The following is an 18610-nucleotide window of genomic DNA, read 5'->3' as shown; positions in this document are numbered from 1 at the left end:
GGCCCCGGGAGCCGGGTGCGTCGTATCGTGGACCCCTCGTGCCCGCGGACCCCCTGCGCGGCGCGACGGCGACGGGGCGGTGGACGGATGGGACTGCTGGACCGGATCGGCTCGCCCGCGGACGTGCGCGCCCTGAGCCACGCGCAGCTGCGCGGGCTCAGCACCGAGATCCGCGCGTTCCTGGTCGACCAGGTGTCGCGGACCGGCGGGCACCTCGGCCCGAACCTCGGTGTCGTCGAGCTCACGCTCGCGCTGCACCGCGTGTTCGACTCGCCGCGCGACACCCTGGTCTTCGACACCGGGCACCAGGCGTACGTCCACAAGCTGCTGACCGGGCGGCAGGACTTCGGGCGCCTGCGGCACCGCGGCGGCCTGTCGGGCTACCCGAGCCGCGCCGAGTCCGAGCACGACGTCGTCGAGAACTCGCACGCCTCGACGGCGCTGTCCTGGGCGGACGGCATCGCGCGGGCCGACGCCCTCGCCGGGCGCGGCGACCGGCACGTGGTCGCGGTCATCGGCGACGGCGCGCTGACGGGGGGCATGGCCTGGGAGGCGCTCAACAACATCGCGGACGGCACCGACCGCCGGCTGGTCGTCGTGGTCAACGACAACGGCCGCTCCTACGCGCCGACCATCGGCGGCCTCGCGCTGCACCTGGACGCCCTGCGCACCACGCGCGGGTACGAGACCGTGCTGTCCTGGGGCAAGCGCACCCTCAAGCGGTCCGGACCGCCCGGGCGGCTCGCGTACGACGCCCTGCACGGGCTCAAGAAGGGCATCAAGGACGTCGTCGCCCCGCAGGGCATGTTCGAGGACCTCGGCCTGAAGTACATCGGCCCGGTGGACGGGCACGACGTCGCGGACGTCGAGTTCGCGCTCCAGCGCGCGCGGGCGTTCGGCGGGCCCGTCATCGTCCACGTGATCACCGAGAAGGGCCGCGGCTACACGCCCGCCGAGCAGGACGTGGCGGACCGGTTCCACGCGGTCGGGCAGATCCATCCCGAGACCGGCCTGCCCGTGGCGCCGTCGCGGTTCGGCTGGACCGGCGTGTTCGCGGACGAGATCGTGCGGATCGGGCACCGGCGTCCCGACGTCGTCGCGCTCACCGCCGCCATGCTCAACCCGGTCGGCCTCGCGCCGTTCGCGGCCGAGTTCCCGGACCGGACGTTCGACGTGGGCATCGCGGAGCAGCACGCCGTGACGACCGCCGCGGGGATGGCGTACGCCGGGCTGCACCCCGTGGTCGCCGTGTACGCCACGTTCCTCAACCGGGCGTTCGACCAGGTGCTCATGGACGTCGCGCTGCACCGGGCGGGCGTCACGTTCGTCCTCGACCGCGCCGGGCTCACCGGGGACGACGGCGCCAGCCACAACGGCATGTGGGACCTGGCCGTGCTCGGCGTCGTGCCGGGGCTGCGCCTGGCAGCGCCGCGTGACGGCGACACGCTGCGGGCCGCGCTGCGCGCCGCCGTCGACGTGGACGACGCCCCGACGGTCGTGCGGTACCCGAAGGGCGCTCTGCCCGACCCCGTCCCGGCCGTCGACGAGGTCGACGGGGTCGACGTGCTCGCCCGGCACGGCGGCACCGCGGACCCGGTGGACCCGGTGGACCCGGTGGACCCGGCCGAGCCGGGCGACCGGGCGGCGCGGTCCGTCCTGGTCTGCTCCGTCGGGGCGATGGCGCCGACCGCCCTCGCGCTCGGCGAGCTGCTGGCCGCCCACGGGCTGCGCGTGACCGTCGTGGACCCGCGGTGGGTCCTGCCCGTACCGGCCGCCCTGGTCAAGCTGGTGGGGGAGCACGACCACGCGGTCACCCTGGAGGACGGCGTCCGCGAGGGAGGCATCGGATCGGCGCTCGGGCTGCGCGCCCGGGACGCCGGCATCGGCACACCCGTGCAGGCGTTCGGCGTCCCGCGCCGGTTCCTCGAGCACGCGTCCCGCGACGAGCTCCTGACGTCCCTGCGCCTCACGGCCCCCGACATCGCGCGGGACGTCCTCGCGGCCCTCGCCGCGCGCTGACCCGCCGCCGCGCCGCGTCGAGCGTGCAGCAGGTGCGGGGTTCCCGCGCGCGGACCCGCACCGACTGCGCCCTCGACGGGCGGGTCGCGGAGCGTGGGGCCGGCGGACAGGTGGCGTGACAGGTCCCGGGGGGCCGCCCGCGGTCCCACGTGAGCACCGTCACGTCCGCGTTCCCGCTGGTCGGGCGCGCGTTGGGACCTCGGTCCCAAGACATCCCATGACCTCGTGAATAGCGTCACGAGTACGACGTCCTCAGCGAGGGAGCATCACATGTCCACCACCGCAGTACCCCAGTCCGGCACCGACGCCACCGCGGGTGCCTGGAGCGGTTTCGTCACCGGACCCTGGTGTGACGGGATCGATGTCCGCGACTTCATCCAGCGCAACTACACCCCGTACACGGGCGACTCGGCGTTCCTCGCCGGCCCCACGGAGCGCACCACGGGCATCTGGGCGAAGCTCAGCGCGATGTTCCCGGAGGAGCGCGCCAAGGGCGTGTACGACATCGACAACCACACCCCGTCGACCATCGTCTCCCACGCGCCGGGCTACATCGACCAGGACAACGAGCTCATCGTCGGCCTGCAGACCGACGCCCCGCTGAAGCGCGCCATGATCCCCAACGGCGGGTGGCGCATGGTCGAGAAGTCGCTCGAGACCTACGGCTACGAGGTCGACGCGGAGGTCGCGAAGATCTTCACCACGTACCGCAAGACGCACAACGACGGCGTGTTCGACGTGTACCCGCCGAACGTCCGCGCGGCCCGCTCCTCGCACATCATCACCGGCCTGCCGGACGCCTACGGCCGCGGCCGGATCATCGGCGACTACCGCCGCGTCGCGCTCTACGGCGTGGACGCGCTGATCGAGGGCAAGCGCCTCGAGCGGCACGAGATGGACATGGAGCCGTCGGTCGAGGACATCATCCGCGACCGCGAGGAGAACGCGGAGCAGATCCGCGCGCTCGTCGAGCTCAAGCAGATGGCGGCCTCCTACGGCTACGACATCTCCAAGCCGGCCACCAGCGCCCGCGAGGCCGTGCAGTGGCTGTACTTCGCCTACCTCGGCGCCGTGAAGGAGCAGAACGGCGCGGCCATGTCGCTCGGCCGGGTCTCGACGTTCCTCGACGTCTACATCCAGCGCGACCTCGCCTCCGGTGCGATCACCGAGGAGTTCGCGCAGGAGCTCATCGACGACTTCGTCATCAAGCTGCGCATCGTGCGGTTCCTGCGCACCCCCGAGTACGACTCCCTGTTCTCCGGCGACCCGACCTGGGTCACCGAGTCCATCGGCGGCATCGGCGAGGACGGCCGGCCGCTGGTCACCAAGTCGTCGTTCCGGTTCCTGCAGACGCTCTACAACATCGGCCCGGCCCCGGAGCCGAACCTGACCGTGCTGTGGAGCAACCGGCTGCCGGAGGGCTTCAAGAAGTTCTGCGCACAGGTCTCGATCGACACCTCGGCGATCCAGTACGAGTCCGACGAGCTCATCCGCACCTCCTGGGGCGACGACGCGGCCATCGCGTGCTGCGTGTCCCCGATGCGGGTCGGCAAGCAGATGCAGTTCTTCGGCGCCCGCGTCAACATCGCCAAGGCGCTGCTGTACGCGATCAACGGCGGCCGCGACGAGGTGTCCGGCAAGCAGGTCGCGCCGGTCAGCGCCCCCGTCGAGGGCGACGTGCTGGACTACGACGACGTCGCGGCGAAGTACGACAAGCTGCTCGACTGGCTGGCCGAGACCTACGTCGACGCGCTCAACTGCGTGCACTACATGCACGACAAGTACGCGTACGAGCGCCTCGAGATGGCCCTGCACGACCGGGCGATCCTGCGGACCATGGCGTGCGGCATCGCGGGCCTGTCGGTCGTCGCGGACTCGCTGTCGGCCATCAAGTACGCCAAGGTCACGCCGGTGCGCGACGAGGACGGCCTGGTGACGGACTACGTCATCGAGGGCGACTTCCCGAAGTACGGCAACGACGACGACCGCGCGGACGACATCGCCGTGGGCATCACCAAGGCCTTCATGGAGAAGATCCGCCACCACAAGACGTACCGGAACGCGCTGCACACGCAGTCGGTGCTGACGATCACGTCGAACGTCGTCTACGGCAAGGCCACGGGCAACACCCCCGACGGCCGCCGCGCCGGCGAGCCGTTCGCCCCGGGCGCCAACCCGATGAACGGGCGCGACTCGCACGGCATGCTCGCCTCCGCGATGTCGGTCGCGAAGCTGCCGTACTCCGAGGCGATGGACGGCATCTCGCTCACCTCGACGGTCGTGCCCTCGGGCCTCGGCCGCACCAAGGACGAGCAGGTGGCGAACCTGGTGGGCCTCATGGACGCGTACAACGTGTCCTCCGGCTACCACCTGAACGTCAACGTCCTCAACCGGGACACCCTCGAGGACGCCATGGAGCACCCCGAGAAGTACCCGCAGCTCACCATCCGGGTCTCCGGCTACGCCGTGAACTTCGTCCGGCTGACGCGCGAGCAGCAGCTCGACGTGCTGTCCCGGACGTTCCACGGCGGGCTCTGACCCGCACGCGGACCCGGGTGCCCGGCCGAGGGAGCAGCCCCGGCCGGGCACCCGCCCCCCGCACCACCCCGCACGACCCACCGGAGGAGGCCGAGATGACCAGCACCGTCGAGCGCGAGGTCCCGGCCTGCGGTTCCGCCTCCGACGCCGGCGACGTCCGCGGCGACGTCGGCGCTCCGGTGATCCAGCTCGGCGTCCCGGTGGTCGGCGGGTCCCACCACCGGTCCTCGGCCGGCACCGCCGGGCTCGAGGTGTCGGACGCCGAGCGCAGCGAGAAGTTCGCGCAGATGCGGGCCGGCGAGCTCGGTTCGCTGCACTCCTGGGAGCTCGTGACGGCGGTCGACGGCCCCGGGACGCGGCTGACCACGTTCCTCGCCGGCTGCCCGTTGCGCTGCCTGTACTGCCACAACCCCGACACGATGGAGATGCGCCGCGGCGAGCCCGTGCTCGCCGAGGAGCTGCTGCGCCGCATCGCCCGGTACCGCGCGGTGTTCGCGGTCACGGGCGGCGGGCTGACGATCTCCGGCGGCGAGCCCCTCATGCAGCCGGTGTTCGTCGCGCGCATCCTGCGCGGTGCGAAGGAGCTCGGCGTCCACACGGCGATCGACACCTCCGGCTACCTCGGGGCGCACTGCACGGACGAGATGCTGGCGGACATCGACCTCGTCCTGCTGGACGTGAAGTCGGGCATCCCCGAGACCTACAAGAAGACCACCGGCCGGGAGCTGCAGCCGACGCTCGACTTCGGCCGCCGGGTCGCCGCGAGCGGCACGGAGATCTGGATCCGCTTCGTGCTCGTGCCCGGGCTCACCGACGCCCCGGAGAACGTGGACGCCGTGGCCGACTACGTCGCGACGCTCGACACGGTCACCCGGGTGGAGGTGCTGCCGTTCCACCAGATGGGGCGCGACAAGTGGGCGAGCCTCGGGATGACCTACGAGCTCGAGGACACCCAGCCCCCGAGCCCCGAGCTGGTCGCCCGCGTGCGCCAGCAGTTCCGCGACCGCGGGCTCACCGTCTTCTGAGCCCCTGCCGGTCCCCGCTCACGCCGGCACGGACGCGACGCCCGGCGGGAGCAGCCGCCGCCCGAGCACCCGCTCGGACCAGCCCTCCCTGTCCAGCCACGGGCAGATGCCGCCGAGGTGCGCCGGCCAGCCCGCGCCGAGCAGCATCGCCAGGTCCACCTGCTCCGGTCCGGGCACGACGCCCTCGTCGAGCAGCAGTCCGATCTCCTCCGCCAGACCGCGGGCGACCCGGTCCAGCACGGCCTCACCGCCGCCGCCCGTCGCCGGCCCGAAGGCGTCCTGCACGGCCGGGTCCACCTCGGGCGACCCTGCGGGTCCGGTCCGCGTGACGGCGCGGCCCTGCTCGACCAGGCGGTCGAGCCCGGGCGACAGCGGGTAGCGGTCCCCGAGCTCGTCGTGCAGCGTGACCAGCACGTGCCGCGCGACCGGCAGGCCCACCAGCTGGAGCAGCGCGAACGGGGACATCGGCAGCCCGAGCGGCCGCAGCGCGGCGTCCGCGACGTCGACGGGGGTGCCGCCCTCGACCGCCGCGAGGACGTCCGCGAGCATGCGCAGCAGCACGCGGTTGACCACGAACCCGGGCCGGTCGGTGGTCCGCACGACGGTCTTGCCGGCGCGGCGGGCGACGTCGACCGCGGTGGCCAGCGCCGCCGCGTCGGACGATCCGGCCGCGACGACCTCGACGAGCGGCATCTGCGCGACGGGGTTGAAGACGTGCAGCCCGACGACGCGCCCGGGGTGGGCGAGCCCGTCGGCCATCGCCGCCACGGACAGCGCGGACGTGTTCGTGGCCAGCACGCAGTCGGGCCGCACGAGCTGCTCCAGCTCGGCGAACACGGCGCGCTTCACGTCGAGCACCTCGGTGACGGCCTCGACGACGAGGTCCGCGCCGGCGAGCTCCGCCAGGTCGGTGCCGACGCGGACCCGGTCGACGAGCCGGCGACCCGCGTCCGGGTCGAGACGGCCCCGGTCCACGGCCTGCGTCACGAGCTCCTCGACGCGCCGCCGTCCGGCCGCGGCGCGCTCCTCGTCCACCTCCCGCATCGCGACGGGTACGTCCAGGCGGGACCCGAGCAGCACGGCCAGCTGCGCCGCCATCAGGCCGGCACCGACGATGCCGACCGACCGCACCGGGCGCGGCTCGGCCTCGGGCCCGTCCGGGCGCGCGGCCCGGCGCGACCCCGGGCCGGTGAGCTCCGCGGCGTACAGGGCGGCGCGCGCCTGGTCGGACAGCAGGAGCGCGCCGAGGGCGTCGTCCTCCGCCCGGAAGCCGGCGTCCCGGTCGCGCGCGCCTGCCCGCGCGAGCAGGTCGAGGACGTGCGCGTACGCCGGCGCGGCGCCGTGCAGCCGGGCGTCCAGCGCGGCCGCGGCCCGGGCCACCGGGTCCGGCTCCCCGGGCGGCAGCGGCGGGACGGCCGCGCCGCGCCGGTCGGGCGCCGCGTCGCCGGCGCGCAGCGTCCCCGCCGTCCACGCGAGTGCGTGCCGCTCGAACCCGTCGGCGGGCAGCACCGCGTCCACCAGCCCGGACGCGAGCGCCTGCTCGGCGGTGGTGAGCCGGTTCCCGGCGAGCGGGCGCAGCACGGCGAGGTCGACGGCGGCCGGGAGCCCGACCAGCCGGGGGAGCAGCCAGCAGCCGCCCCAGCCGGGGACGATGCCCAGCGAGGCCTCCGGCAGCCCGAGCGACCGCACGCCGGCCGCGACGACGCGGTGGTCGCAGTGCAGCGCCAGCTCCAGACCGCCCCCGAGGGCGTGGCCGGTGATCCACGCGACGGTGGGCACGGGCATCTCGCCGAGCAGCCGCAGGGTCGCGTGCCCGGCCACCCCCAGCGTGCGGGCGTCCGACCGGTCGCGCAGCGTGCGCGCCACGCCCAGGTCGGCGCCCGCGACGAAGCAGCCCGGGCGGCCGGTGACCGCGACGGCGGCGACCTCGCCGCGTTCCGCCCGCCGCTGGACGGCGACGAGCGCCTCGTGCAGCACAGCCAGACCCCGCGGCCCGAGTGTCGTCGGCCGCCGCTCGTCCGCGGCCGTCAGGGTCAGGACCGCGAGCACGCCGCCGTCGTCGGGCAGCGCCACGTCGCGCGCGTCCACCCGCAGGACGTGGTCCGCGGGCTCGGCGGGCAGTGCCGCGAGGAGGTCGGCGGGGGCGGCCCCCGGCCGAGAGGGGCCGGAGGGGCCGGTCCGGGCGGCACGGGGCCCGGACGGCGCGGCGGAGCTGGTCGCGGACGGTGCCTCGGCGGCGTGGCGCATGCGGTCTCCCAGGGACGTCGGTGTCCGGCGGAACACCCGCGACCCTAACCGCGGACCCCGGCGCTGTCGCGGGACGGCGCCCGGGTCGCGCCGGCGGCCGGGCTACGCCGGGGCGCCCTGCTCCGCGAACGCCGCGGCCAGCCGCTCCGCGAGCAGCCCGATCTGCCACGGCCGCGCCCCGCCGGCGGCCAGCCGCTCGGCGAGGTGCTCCGCGTCCGCGGGCTCGGGCGGCGTCCAGCAGACCCGTCGCAGCAGGTCCGGCTGCAGCAGGTTCTCCGCCGGGACGCGGTGCGTCTCCGACAGCTCCGTGACGACCGCGCGGGCGGCGGTGAGGCGTGCGGCGGCCGCCGGGTCGCGGTCGGCCCACGCCCGGGGCGGCGGCGGGGCGTCGGTGCGCGGGCCGCGGGCGGACGGGAGCTGGTCCTCGGGCAGCGCGAGACCGGCGTCGACCGCGCGCTGCCAGAGCGCGGCGCGGCGGCGGGTGCCCTTGCCGGAGAACTGCGGCAGCGCCACGAGCTGCGGCACCGACCGGGGGAGCGCCTGCGCGGCGGCGACGATGGCGGCGTCGGGCAGCACGCGGCCGGGGGAGATGTCCCGCTGGCGGGCGTTCTCGTCGCGCGTCTCCCACAGCGACCGGACGACGGCCAGCCGGCGCGGGTCGCGGATCGCGTGCACCCCGGAGACCCGGCGCCACGGCTCCACACGCGGCGCCGGCGGCGGCGCCAGCCGGACCGCCTCGAACTCCTCGGCCGCCCACTGGGCCTTGCCGGCGAGGGCGAGCCGCTCGGCCAGCACCTCGCGCAGCTCCACCAGCACCTCGACGTCGAGCGCGGCGTAGCGCAGCCACTGCTCGGGCAGCGGCCGCGTCGACCAGTCGACGGCCGAGTGCTCCTTCGCCAGGCCGAGGCCCAGCAGCTCGGCGACCACAGCGGCCAGCCCCACGCGCTCCAGGCCGAGCAGGCGCGCGCCGAGCTCGGTGTCGAACACCCGCGACGGCCGCATGCCCTGCTCGGCGAGCGCCGGCAGGTCCTGCGAGGCCGCGTGCAGCACCCACTCGACTCCGACGAGGGCGTCGGAGAGCGGGGACAGGTCGGGCAGCGCGACGGGGTCGACCAGGGCGGTGCCGGCGCCCTCGCGCCGGAGCTGGACCAGGTAGTTGTGCTGGCCGTAGCGGTACCCGGAGGCCCGCTCGGCGTCGACCGCGACGGGACCGGTGCCCGCGCCGAAGGCCTCGACCACGCGGGCGAACGCCTCAGGCGTGTCGACGACCGCGGGGACTCCCTCGGCGGGCTCGGTCAGGGGGACCACGTCGGGCTCGGCCGGGTCGCCGGCCGGCTGGGGGACGGACTGCATGGGTCAACCGTAGGCCGTCGCCGCCCCTGCGCCGCGCCACGCCGCGCTGCGGGACGGGGCCGCGTCGCGACCGTCAGGACAGCAGGCCGGTCCGGATCGAGATCGCCACGAGGGCGGCGCGGTCGCCGGTGCCCAGCTTGCGGGAGATCCGCGCGAGGTGGCTCTTGACCGTCAGCGCGGACAGCCCGAGCTCCTCCCCGATGGCGCGGTTGCTGAAGCCGTCGGCCACCAGCCGCAGCACCGACAGCTCGCGGGTCGTCAGGTCGGGACGGCTCCGGGCGAACGGCGACGGCACCGCGCCGGGGGCCGCCCCCGGCAGGCCGACGACCGCGTTGGGGTCGGTGGCGACGGCTCCCCGCAGCCCGCCGGTGAGCAGGCCGACGAGGTCGCGCCGGCCCGCGCGCCGGGCGAGCAGGATGACGCGGCCGGAGCCGCGGCGGCGCAGGTTGCGGACCAGGGCCTGCCCGTCGCCCTCCCCGAGCTCGGTGACGACGACGCACATCTGGCCGAGACCGCGTCGGCGGGGGTCCGAGCCGGGGGCGGAGGGTCGGCGGGTCTGCGGGGGGAGGGCCGCCACGCGCGAGGGCGGCGCGCCGGGGGTGGCCGGGGCGGACGAGCCGCTGCGGGCGGAACCGGGCGCGCTCGGCACGCCCGTCCGTTGTCTGATCGGCTCGAAGCTCACTGCAGCGCCCCCTCGACGGTCCATCACTTGCCCCCTTTATCGGCCCGCCGCGCCCGTGTCTTGAGCGGAACGGGTGACATCGTGTCGTGTTCGCGGATCCTTGTCACGTGACGCCGGTCACGTGCGCGGGCGGGCGGCGTGTCGTGACCCGTCGCCCGGTCGGCCGCGAGGGCGGGTCTGACGGTCGGTGGTGCGTCGTGGCCCGTGCCCCGGACGCCCGCCGGCGGGACGGGCGGGGTCAGTGGCGCGGGCCGAGCGCCACGACGCCGTCGGGCAGCGGGGGCAGCCCGGCGACGGTGCACAGCAGCACACCCCACGCCCGCAGGTGCGGTGCCAGGTCGGGCTCGCGCGCCGTCCAGGACGCCCGGAGCTCGAGCTCGCACAGCTCGGGGCGCTCGTCGAGCGCCCCGAAGGACTGGGACAGCACGCGGGTCACGGTCCCGCCCGCGGCGTGCGCGTCCACGTCGGTCGAGCCCAGTGCGTCGGAGAACCAGCTCCACGCCACCTCCGCGAGCAGCGGGTCCTGACCGACCTCGGGCTCGAGCGTGGCCCGGACGAGCGTCACCAGCCGGAACGCACCCTCCCACGCCTCCTGGCCGGCCGGGTCGTGCAGCACGACGAAGCGGCCCGTGGCCAGCGCGTCCGCCTCGGGGTCGCGGCGGCTGCTGCGGACCTCGGCGACGAGCGCAGCGGTGTACGGGGCGATCCGCGTCGGCCCGGGGGCCTCCTCCAGCGAGACCTCCGGCCGCAGTGTCACCCCGCGCAGCGAGCGCAGGGCGCGCAGGAACTCCGGTGGCGCGTCACGGGGGCCGGTGCTCACAGCAGCCGAGCGTAGGGGCGGGCGCCCGGAGGGTGGGCGAGCCACGCCGGTCGGTGGCGCCCCCACTAGGGTGAAGGGGCCCTGGCACCGCCTCCCGAAGGAGCTCCCGCGCATGTCCGCTGCACCTGCCGCACAGATCGGCGTCACCGGCCTGGCCGTCATGGGCCGGAACCTCGCCCGGAACCTGGCCCGGCACGGCTACACGGTCGCGGTGCACAACCGCTCGCAGGCCCGCACCGACTCGCTGGTCGCGGAGCACGGTCACGAGGGCACGTTCGTGCCGTCCGTGACCACCGAGGAGTTCGTCGCCTCGCTCGAGCGTCCCCGGAAGATCGTCGTGATGGTGAAGGCCGGCGCCGCGACCGACGCGGTCATCGACGAGCTCGTGCCCCTGCTGGACGAGGGCGACATCGTGATCGACGCGGGCAACGCGCACTTCCCCGACACCCGCCGGCGCGAGGCGGCGCTGCGTGCCCGCGGCCTGCACTTCGTGGGGACGGGCGTGTCCGGCGGCGAGGAGGGGGCCCTCAACGGACCCTCGATCATGCCGGGCGGCTCGCGCGAGTCGTACGAGGTGCTCGGCCCGATCCTGGAGGACATCTCCGCGAAGGTCGACGGGGTGCCGTGCTGCACGTACGTCGGCCCGGACGGGGCGGGGCACTTCGTCAAGATGGTGCACAACGGCATCGAGTACGCCGACATGCAGCTCATCGCCGAGGCGTACGACCTGCTCAAGCAGGGCCTGGGGGCGTCGGCCGCCGAGATCGCCGACATCTTCCGGACGTGGAACGAGGGCGACCTGGAGTCGTTCCTCATCGAGATCACCGCCGAGGTGCTGTCCCAGGTGGACGCGGAGACCGGGGCGGCGTTCGTCGACGTCGTGCTGGACCAGGCGGAGCAGAAGGGCACCGGCCGCTGGACCGTGCAGAACGGCCTGGACCTGGGCGTGCCGATCACCGGCATCGCGGAGGCGACGTTCGCCCGCGCCCTGTCCGGCTCCGTCCCGCAGCGCACGGCGGCCCGGGGGACGCTGCCCGCCCACGCCGCGCCGATCGCGGTGGCCGACCGGGACGCGTTCGTCGAGGACGTGCGCCTCGCGCTGTACGCCTCCAAGGTCGTCGCGTACTCCCAGGGCTTCGACCAGATCGCCGCCGCGTCCGCCGAGAACGGCTGGGACATCGACCGCGGCGCCATGGCCCGCATCTGGCGGGGCGGCTGCATCATCCGCGCCCGGTTCCTCAACCGCATCACCGAGGCGTACGAGCGCGACGGCGACCTGCCGCTGCTGCTGGCCGACGAGTACTTCACCGGCGCCGTGGCGAACGGCGTCGCCGCGTGGCGCCGGGTCGTGGCGCAGGCCGCGCTCGCCGGCGTCCCCGTGCCCGCGTTCTCGTCCTCGCTCGCGTACTACGACGGGGTGCGGGCCGAGCGGCTGCCGGCGGCGCTGATCCAGGCGCAGCGCGACTTCTTCGGCGCGCACACCTACCGGCGCACCGACAGGGACGGCACGTTCCACACCGACTGGTCCGGCGACCGCACCGAGCAGCCCGCGTGAGCGCCGCGGTCCCCGCGCCCGGGGGCGACGCGCTGCGCGACCTGCAGCCCGTCGTCCTCGGCGCCGACATCGGCGTGTACGCGCTCGCCCGGGCGTTCCACGAGGAGTACGGCGTCCGGAGCGTCGTCGTCAGCGGCGCCGCGCTCGGCCCGGTCGCGCACTCGGCCATCCTCGACAACGTCCTGGTCGCCGACGGCCACGACCCCCGCCAGCTCGTCGACGCCCTGCTGCGCGTCGCCCGCGAGCAGGCCGGGCGCCGCCTGGTGCTGCTCGCGAACTCCGACTGGCTCGTGCGGGTGGTCGTCCAGCACCGTGCGGAGCTCGAGCCGCACTACGTGGTGCCGTTCCTGCCGCAGGACCTCCTGGACCGGCTGTCGGACAAGGCGACCTTCGCCGAGATCGCGACCTCCCTGGGGCTGGACGTGCCGCGGACGGTCGTCCAGGACTTCGCGGCCGCGGACGACCCGGCGTGGGCTCCCGTGCCGGTGGACGTGCCGTACCCGCTGATCGCGAAAGCGGCCAGCTCCGCGGACTACCAGGAGGTGTCGTTCCCGGGGAAGCAGAAGGTCTTCGAGATCGGCTCCCCGTCGGAGCTCGACGCCCTGTGGGACTCCCTGCGCGACGCCGGGTTCCGCGGCCGGTTCGTGGTGCAGGAGCTCGTGCCGGGCGACGACACGCAGATGAGGTCCGTGACCGCGTACGTCGACAGCCGCGGGGAGATCACCCTGCTGTGCTCGGCGCACGTGCTGCTCGAGGAGCACACGCCGTCCGGCCTGGGGAACCCCGCCGCGATGGTGGTCAGCAGGGAGCAGGGGATGCTCGACCAGGCGGCGGCGTTCCTGCGCGGGGTCGGCTACGTCGGGTTCGCCAACTTCGACGTGAAGGTCGACCCCCGTGACGGGTCGTACCGGTTCTTCGAGGTCAACCCCCGGATCGGGCGCAACAACTACTACGTGACCGCCGCCGGGGCGAACGTCGCCCGGTTCCTCGTGGAGGACCGCGTGCTCGGCCGCGCCGTGGAGCCCGTCGTCGTGGACACCGAGGTGCTGTACTCGATCCTCCCGCACCGGCTGCTGCTGCGGTACGTGCTCGACCCGGCGCTCGCCGGGCGCGTCCGGGCGCTCATCCGGTCGCGTCGCGTGGCGCACCCGCTGCGCTACCGCGGCGACGCCGGCCCGCGCCGGCGCTGGTACGCGTTCGCGGCCGCGCTCAACCAGGTGCGCAAGTTCCGCCGGTACTACCCGGAGGTCACCGGCACGGGCTTCTGAGCCCCGGGCCGACCGACCTCGCACGCCCCGGTCCCGTCGCAGGCACGCCGCCCGCGACGGGGCCGGGGCGTGCTGCGTGCGGGCCCCTCGCGGCCCGGGTCCGCGCAGGCCGGGGCCCAGGCCCGGTCCCAGGGTCGACGCCCCGCGGCGCACTACCTTGTGACCCGGTTCGCAAAGTCGTCCGGCGCCGGTACCGAACCCGTCGCGCGCGGTACGCAAGGCCGAGGGGCGGCCTACCCAAGCGCGACCCGGCGGTGCGCGAGCGCCCCGAGCGGCCCCGCGGACCCGGCAGGTTGTCCCGTGATCGCCCCGACACGGGAGTCGGGGCTCGCTGAGGAGGGCGTCGGATGTCGCGCAGGACTATCGGCTCGGCCGACCGGGAGGTCGGGGCGGCAGGGCTCAGCCCCGCCCGTCGATGGATCGTGCTGATCCTGGTCAGCATGGGCAGCAGCACGATCTATGCCCCGGCCTACCTGAAGAACACCTTCTACGACGCGCAGCTCGAGTCGCTGCACCTGACCAACACGCAGGTCGGGCAGCTGATGAGCGCGTACGCCTGGACCGCCGTGGCGGTCTACCTGTTCTCGGGCCTCATCGCGGACAGGGTCCGGATGCGCACCCTGTCCGCGACGGGGTTCTTCACCACCGCGGTGCTGACGTTCTGGTACGCGATGCTGCCGTCGTTCGGCGTGCTGATCGGCATCTTCATCGGCATGGGCCTGTCCACGATCCTGCTGTGGTGGGGCGTGCGGTACAAGCTCGTGCGGCTGGTCTCCACGGAGGAGGACTACTCGCGCTCCATCGGGATCAGCTACGGGTTCTACGGCGCGGCCGGCCTGCTGATCGGGGTCATCGGCACGTGGGTGCTGGGGGCGTTCGCCGACGACGCACAGGGCGCGTTCCGTACGTTCCTGCTGGTGATCGGCGCGATGATCGCGCTGCTCGGTGTGCTGTCGCTGGTGTTCATCCCGCGGTTCGAGGGCGAGATCAGCGGTGAGGGCTCCGTGCGGGCCGTGCTCGTGGACGCCTGGCGGGCGCTGGCGAACCCGGTGGTCCTGCTGACGTCGGCCTGCCTGTTCTTCGTCTACTTCTTCTACACCTGCACGTCCTACACGGCGCCGTACATGACGGCGCTCGGTGCGGACGCCACGGTCACCAACGCCGTCTCGGTCGTGCGGACCTACGGCATCACCCTGCTCGCCGGCCCGCTGTTCGGGATGCTCGCCCACAAGGCGAAGAAGTCCTCGCTGGTGATCTGGATCGGCTCGGCGCTCGCCGCCGTCGCGTTCGGCGTCGTCGCGGCGCTGCCGGGCGAGGAGGGCAGCATCGTCGCGATCGCGGTGCTGGCCGTGGCGCTCGGGTTCATCGCGAACGGCGTGTTCGGCATCTGCTCCGGCATGCTGACCGAGGGCAAGGTGCCGCTGGCGGCCTTCGGCGCGGCGACGGGTGTGCTGTCGGTCATCGGGTTCCTGCCCGACACGTTCTCCGCGATCTGGCTCGGCTCGATCCTCGACGACGCGGAGGCCGCGGGCGACGTCACGACCGCGTACCCCACGGTGTTCCTGATCCTCGCCGGGATCGCGGTGGTGGCCGCGCTGGCCGCGCTCGCCCTGCAGCTCTACGTGCGCTCGCACCGGGGCCGCCTGGAGGCCGCGTACGCCGCGGGCGCCGGCGACACCACCGGCGCGGCGGCGGTGGGGGCGGCGGCCTGATGGCGGCGGTCGACGTGCTGGCGCGCCTCACCCCGGGGATGCGGGAGGTCCTGGAGATCCAGACCGACCTCGCGGCCCGGCTGGCCCGCCCCGGGTCCGACCTCGAGGTGCTGCGGGCGAACTACGCCGCCGAGCACCGCTGGTGGAACGAGGGCGGTCCGCGGATGGCGCGCAGCACGTCGGCCGCCGTGGCCACCCCGCACGGGCCCGTGCCCGTGCGGGTGCACCACCCGGAGCCGTTCGCCGGCGACGGCGGCCCGGCCGGCACCCTCGTGTACCTGCACGGCGGCGGCTTCGTCCTCGGCGACCTGGACTCCTACGACCGCATCCTGCGGGAGCTGGCGGCCGCCACCGGCGCGGTCGTGGTCGGCGTGGCGTACAGCCTGTCGCCGGAGGCCAAGGTGCCGCAGGCCGTCGAGGAGGCCGCCGCCGTCGTGCGGCACCTCGCGGCCCACCCCGGTGACATGGGCGTCCCGCCCGGGCCGGTGGCGCTGGCCGGCGACTCGGCGGGTGCGGCGATGGCGCTGGCCACGGCCCTGCACCTCCGGGCCTCCGGCGGGCCGCAGCCGTCGGCGCTGCTGCTCTGGTACGGGCTGTACGGGCTGCGCGACTCCGCGTCCCGCCGCCTGCTGGGCGGCCCGTGGGACGGGCTCGCCCCGGAGGACCTCGCGTTCTACACCGCGGCCTACACCTCCGGCCCGGACGACCTCGCCGGCCCGTACGTCGACTGCCTCGGCGCCGACCCGGACCTGCTCGCGTCGCTGCCGCCCACCTACGTGGCTGCGACCGACCTCGACCCGCTGCTGGACGACTCCGTGGCCCTCGCCGGGCTGCTGGACCACCACGGCGTGCCGCACCGCCTGCACGTGCTGACCGGCGTGCTGCACGGCTTCCTGCACTGCTCCCGGACGCTGCCCGAGGCCCGGGAGGCCCTGGCGGCGGGCGCCGCGTTCCACCGCGAGCACCTGCCTGCGAACCACCCCCTGGAGAACCGAGAGGCCCATCGATGGATTTCCGACTGACCGAGGACCAGCAGCTGATGGTCCAGGCCGTCCGCGAGCTGATGGAGAGCGAGAGCTGGGAGCCGTACTTCGCGCAGTGCGACGCCGCCCACGAGTACCCGCAGCGCTGGGTCGCCGCGCTGTGCGAGCTGGGGGTCGACACGATCCTGCTGCCCGAGGAGCACGGCGGGCTCGACGCCGGCTGGACGACCGTCGCGGCGGTCTGGGAGGAGCTGGGCCGCCTGGGAGCGCCCACGTACGTGCTCTACCAGCTGCCGACGCTGCGCACCGTGCTGGAGGTCGGCACGCCGGAGCAGATCGAGCGGATCCTGTCCTACGTCGGCACCGGCCGGCAGATCTGGAACTTCGCGATGACCGAGCCGGGCGCCGGCTCCAGCTTCGCCGCGATGTCCACCACGTACACCCGCCGGGACGGCAAGGTGTACCTCAACGGCCACAAGACGTTCATCACGTCGTCCCTGGGCGTGGACCAGCTCGTGGTCATGGCACGTGACGCCGACGACATGGACCAGTACACCGAGTGGTTCGTCGACCTGTCCCTGCCGGGCATCACGCGCGAGCCGCTCGACAAGCTGGGTCTGCGGATGGACTCGTGCTGCGAGATCTACTTCGACCAGGTGGAGCTGCGCGAGGAGGACCGGTTCGGCGGCGAGGGGCAGGGCTTCGCGCGCACCGTCGCGGACTTCGACCTCGAGCGGTTCCTCGTCGCGGCGTGCGACTACGGCTGGGCGCTGTGCGCCTTCGAGGACGCCGTGCGGTACGCGAACCAGCGCGAGCAGGGCGGGCAGGCGATCGGCCGCTACCAGCTCGTGCAGGACAAGATCGCCCGGATGCGCATCGCGCTCACCACCATGCGCGCGATGGTCTACGAGACCGCCTGGAAGGCCGACAACGGCCTGCTCGGCAAGGGCGACGCGTCGATGGCCAAGCTGTACTGCACGCAGGCGGCGGCGCAGGTCGTCGACGACGCGATCCAGGTGCTGGGCGGCATCGCCGTCACCGGCGCCCACCGGGTGGCCCGGTTCTACCGGGACCTGCGCGTGGAGCGGATCTCCGGCGGCACCGACGAGATGATGGTGCTGACCGTCGCCCGCGCGGCCCTCAAGGAGTACCGGTGACCGCCGCCGGGGGCGCCGTCCCCGAGTTCGGCGTGCTGGCGGGCGTGAAGGTCGTCTACGCGGCGGTCGAGATCGCCGCGCCCACGGCCGCCGCGCTGATGGCCGAGTGGGGCGCCGACGTCGTGTGGATCGAGAACACCCGCACGGGCGACTCCATGCGCGACACCGCGTGGGTCAAGGAGATGGAGCGCCGCAACCAGCGGTCCGTCGCCCTCAACCCGTTCACCGAGCAGGGCCGGGAGGTGCTGCTCGACCTCGTCGCGGACGCCGACATCTTCATCGAGTCGTCCAAGGGCCCCACGTACGCCCGGCGCGGCATCACCGACGAGCTGCTCTGGGAGCGCAACCCCGCGCTCGTGATCGTGCACGTGTCGGGCTTCGGCCAGTACGGGGTGCCCGAGCGCGTGAACCGCGCCGCCTACGACCTCACCGTCCAGGCGTACTCCGGCTACCTCGCGCAGAACGGCACCCCCGAGCAGCCCATGGCCCCGCTGCCGTACGTCGGGGACTACTTCACCTCCGAGATGGTGACGGCCTCCGCGCTCGCGGCCCTGCACAAGGCCCGCACCACCGGGCAGGGCGAGAGCATCGACGTGGCGATGTACGAGGTGATGCTCCGCGTCGGTGCGTACTACCTCATGGACTACCTCAACGCCGGCACGCGGTACCCGCGCCCCGGCGCCCGGCACCCCAACCTGTGCGGCATCGGCGAGTACCGGTGCGCGGACGGCTTCATCGGGCTGTGCGTCTACGGCGTCCCGCAGAACAAGTACCTGCTGGAGCGCATCGGGCTCGGCCACCTGTGGGGGACCGAGGACTACCCGGAGGACACGGCGGCGCTGTGGCTCGACGGCCCCGCGGCGCAGCTGATCGAGGAGCACCTCGACGCGTTCTGCCTCACGCAGAAGGCCCGGGAGCTGGAGGACGAGCTGTCGGCCGTCGGCATCGCGGCGAACGCCGTGCTCGAGTTCGAGGACCTGCTGGCCGAGGAGCACGTGGCCCAGCGCGAGGCGATCGTCGACTGGCGGACGCACGACGGCGACCCGGTCCGAGGCGTCGGCATCGTGCCGAAGTTCGCCCGCCACCCGGGCCGGATCTGGCGCCCCATGCCGACGCTCGGCATGGACACCGACACCGTGCTCGCGGAGGCGGGGTACGCGCCGGAGCGCATCGAGCGCCTGGCGGCCGACGGGACGATCCGGAGAGGGTGAACGACTCGGGCCCGGGGCGTCGGCCCCGGGCCCGGCACGA

General features: G+C 74.4%; 13 protein-coding genes. 9 read left to right on the top strand and 4 right to left on the bottom strand.

What is annotated here, in order from left to right; all coding sequences use genetic code 11:
- Positions 1-87: 87 nt before the first annotated feature.
- The 3 genes from dxs to pflA all read left to right on the top strand — a co-directional run bounded on the left by dxs (position 88) and on the right by pflA (position 5582).
- Complete coding sequence (gene dxs / locus K5O09_RS10725) at positions 88-2019, top strand: 1-deoxy-D-xylulose-5-phosphate synthase (RefSeq protein ID WP_222169548.1); 1932 nt, start codon at positions 88-90, stop codon at positions 2017-2019.
- Between the two features lie 270 nt (positions 2020-2289).
- Complete coding sequence (gene pflB, locus K5O09_RS10720; protein ID WP_222169547.1) at positions 2290-4557, top strand: formate C-acetyltransferase; 2268 nt, start codon at positions 2290-2292, stop codon at positions 4555-4557.
- A gap of 95 nt (positions 4558-4652) precedes the next feature.
- Positions 4653-5582, top strand: coding sequence for a pyruvate formate-lyase-activating protein (pflA, locus tag K5O09_RS10715; protein WP_222169546.1), 930 nt, complete (start codon positions 4653-4655; stop codon positions 5580-5582).
- A gap of 18 nt (positions 5583-5600) precedes the next feature.
- Here the strand turns inward: pflA and K5O09_RS10710 are convergent, their stop codons facing one another.
- The 4 genes from K5O09_RS10710 to K5O09_RS10695 all read right to left on the bottom strand — a co-directional run bounded on the left by K5O09_RS10710 (position 5601) and on the right by K5O09_RS10695 (position 10684).
- Positions 5601-7829: a 3-hydroxyacyl-CoA dehydrogenase NAD-binding domain-containing protein gene (locus tag K5O09_RS10710; protein ID WP_222169545.1), complete on the bottom strand. Its 2229-nt coding sequence runs from the start codon at positions 7827-7829 to the stop codon at positions 5601-5603.
- 102 nt (positions 7830-7931) lie between these two features.
- Positions 7932-9182, bottom strand: a complete 1251-nt coding sequence (locus K5O09_RS10705; RefSeq protein WP_222169544.1) for an HRDC domain-containing protein — start codon at positions 9180-9182, stop codon at positions 7932-7934.
- A 73-nt stretch (positions 9183-9255) separates the two neighbouring features.
- Entirely contained in the window at positions 9256-9684 is a 429-nt protein-coding gene (locus K5O09_RS19555) for a LuxR C-terminal-related transcriptional regulator (RefSeq protein ID WP_222169543.1), read from the bottom strand.
- 418 nt (positions 9685-10102) lie between these two features.
- Complete coding sequence (locus K5O09_RS10695) at positions 10103-10684, bottom strand: DUF3000 domain-containing protein (protein WP_255595238.1); 582 nt, start codon at positions 10682-10684, stop codon at positions 10103-10105.
- A 112-nt stretch (positions 10685-10796) separates the two neighbouring features.
- On the opposite strand from K5O09_RS10695, the gene gndA reads away from it, so the two are divergent.
- The 6 genes from gndA (at position 10797) to caiB (ending at position 18570) form a co-directional block, all read left to right on the top strand.
- Positions 10797-12239 carry an NADP-dependent phosphogluconate dehydrogenase gene (gene gndA, locus K5O09_RS10690; protein WP_222169541.1) on the top strand — a complete coding sequence of 481 codons (1443 nt, stop codon included), beginning with the start codon at positions 10797-10799 and terminating at the stop codon, positions 12237-12239.
- The gene (locus K5O09_RS10685; RefSeq protein WP_255595237.1) at positions 12236-13507 is read left to right on the top strand and encodes a hypothetical protein; all 1272 of its coding nucleotides are present in this window, start codon (positions 12236-12238) and stop codon (positions 13505-13507) included. Before gndA ends, K5O09_RS10685 begins: the two co-directional genes overlap by 4 nt.
- 347 nt (positions 13508-13854) lie before the next feature.
- The gene (locus tag K5O09_RS10680) at positions 13855-15219 is read left to right on the top strand and encodes an MFS transporter (RefSeq protein WP_222169540.1); all 1365 of its coding nucleotides are present in this window, start codon (positions 13855-13857) and stop codon (positions 15217-15219) included.
- Positions 15219-16241 (top strand): alpha/beta hydrolase fold domain-containing protein, encoded by a 1023-nt coding sequence (locus tag K5O09_RS10675; RefSeq protein WP_222169539.1) that lies wholly within the window; start codon positions 15219-15221, stop codon positions 16239-16241. Before K5O09_RS10680 ends, K5O09_RS10675 begins: the two co-directional genes overlap by 1 nt.
- Entirely contained in the window at positions 16226-17359 is a 1134-nt protein-coding gene (caiA, locus tag K5O09_RS10670; protein WP_222169538.1) for a crotonobetainyl-CoA dehydrogenase, read from the top strand. The genes K5O09_RS10675 and caiA overlap by 16 nt, the downstream gene beginning before the upstream one ends.
- Entirely contained in the window at positions 17356-18570 is a 1215-nt protein-coding gene (gene caiB, locus K5O09_RS10665) for an L-carnitine CoA-transferase (protein WP_222169537.1), read from the top strand. The genes caiA and caiB overlap by 4 nt, the downstream gene beginning before the upstream one ends.
- Positions 18571-18610 lie beyond the last annotated feature (40 nt).

This window comes from Cellulomonas sp. C5510 (assembly GCF_019797765.1).
GTDB lineage: Bacteria > Actinomycetota > Actinomycetes > Actinomycetales > Cellulomonadaceae > Cellulomonas.
The sequence above is the reverse complement of the archived record's forward strand: the minus strand, read 5'-3'. Positions and strand labels throughout refer to the sequence as shown.

Bases quoted from the DNA above. Each gene is read 5' to 3' on its own strand.
- dxs (WP_222169548.1), top strand. From the start codon at position 88: ATGGGACTGCTGGACCGGATCGGCTCGCCCGCGGACGTGCGCGCCCTG.
- caiA (WP_222169538.1), top strand. From the start codon at position 16,226: ATGGATTTCCGACTGACCGAGGACCAGCAGCTGATGGTCCAGGCCGTC.
- K5O09_RS10680 (WP_222169540.1), top strand. From the start codon at position 13,855: ATGTCGCGCAGGACTATCGGCTCGGCCGACCGGGAGGTCGGGGCGGCA.
- K5O09_RS10675 (WP_222169539.1), top strand. From the start codon at position 15,219: ATGGCGGCGGTCGACGTGCTGGCGCGCCTCACCCCGGGGATGCGGGAG.
- gndA (WP_222169541.1), top strand. From the start codon at position 10,797: ATGTCCGCTGCACCTGCCGCACAGATCGGCGTCACCGGCCTGGCCGTC.
- K5O09_RS10710 (WP_222169545.1), bottom strand. From the start codon at position 7,829: ATGCGCCACGCCGCCGAGGCACCGTCCGCGACCAGCTCCGCCGCGCCG.
- pflB (WP_222169547.1), top strand. From the start codon at position 2,290: ATGTCCACCACCGCAGTACCCCAGTCCGGCACCGACGCCACCGCGGGT.
- K5O09_RS19555 (WP_222169543.1), bottom strand. From the start codon at position 9,684: ATGTGCGTCGTCGTCACCGAGCTCGGGGAGGGCGACGGGCAGGCCCTG.
- K5O09_RS10705 (WP_222169544.1), bottom strand. From the start codon at position 9,182: ATGCAGTCCGTCCCCCAGCCGGCCGGCGACCCGGCCGAGCCCGACGTG.
- pflA (WP_222169546.1), top strand. From the start codon at position 4,653: ATGACCAGCACCGTCGAGCGCGAGGTCCCGGCCTGCGGTTCCGCCTCC.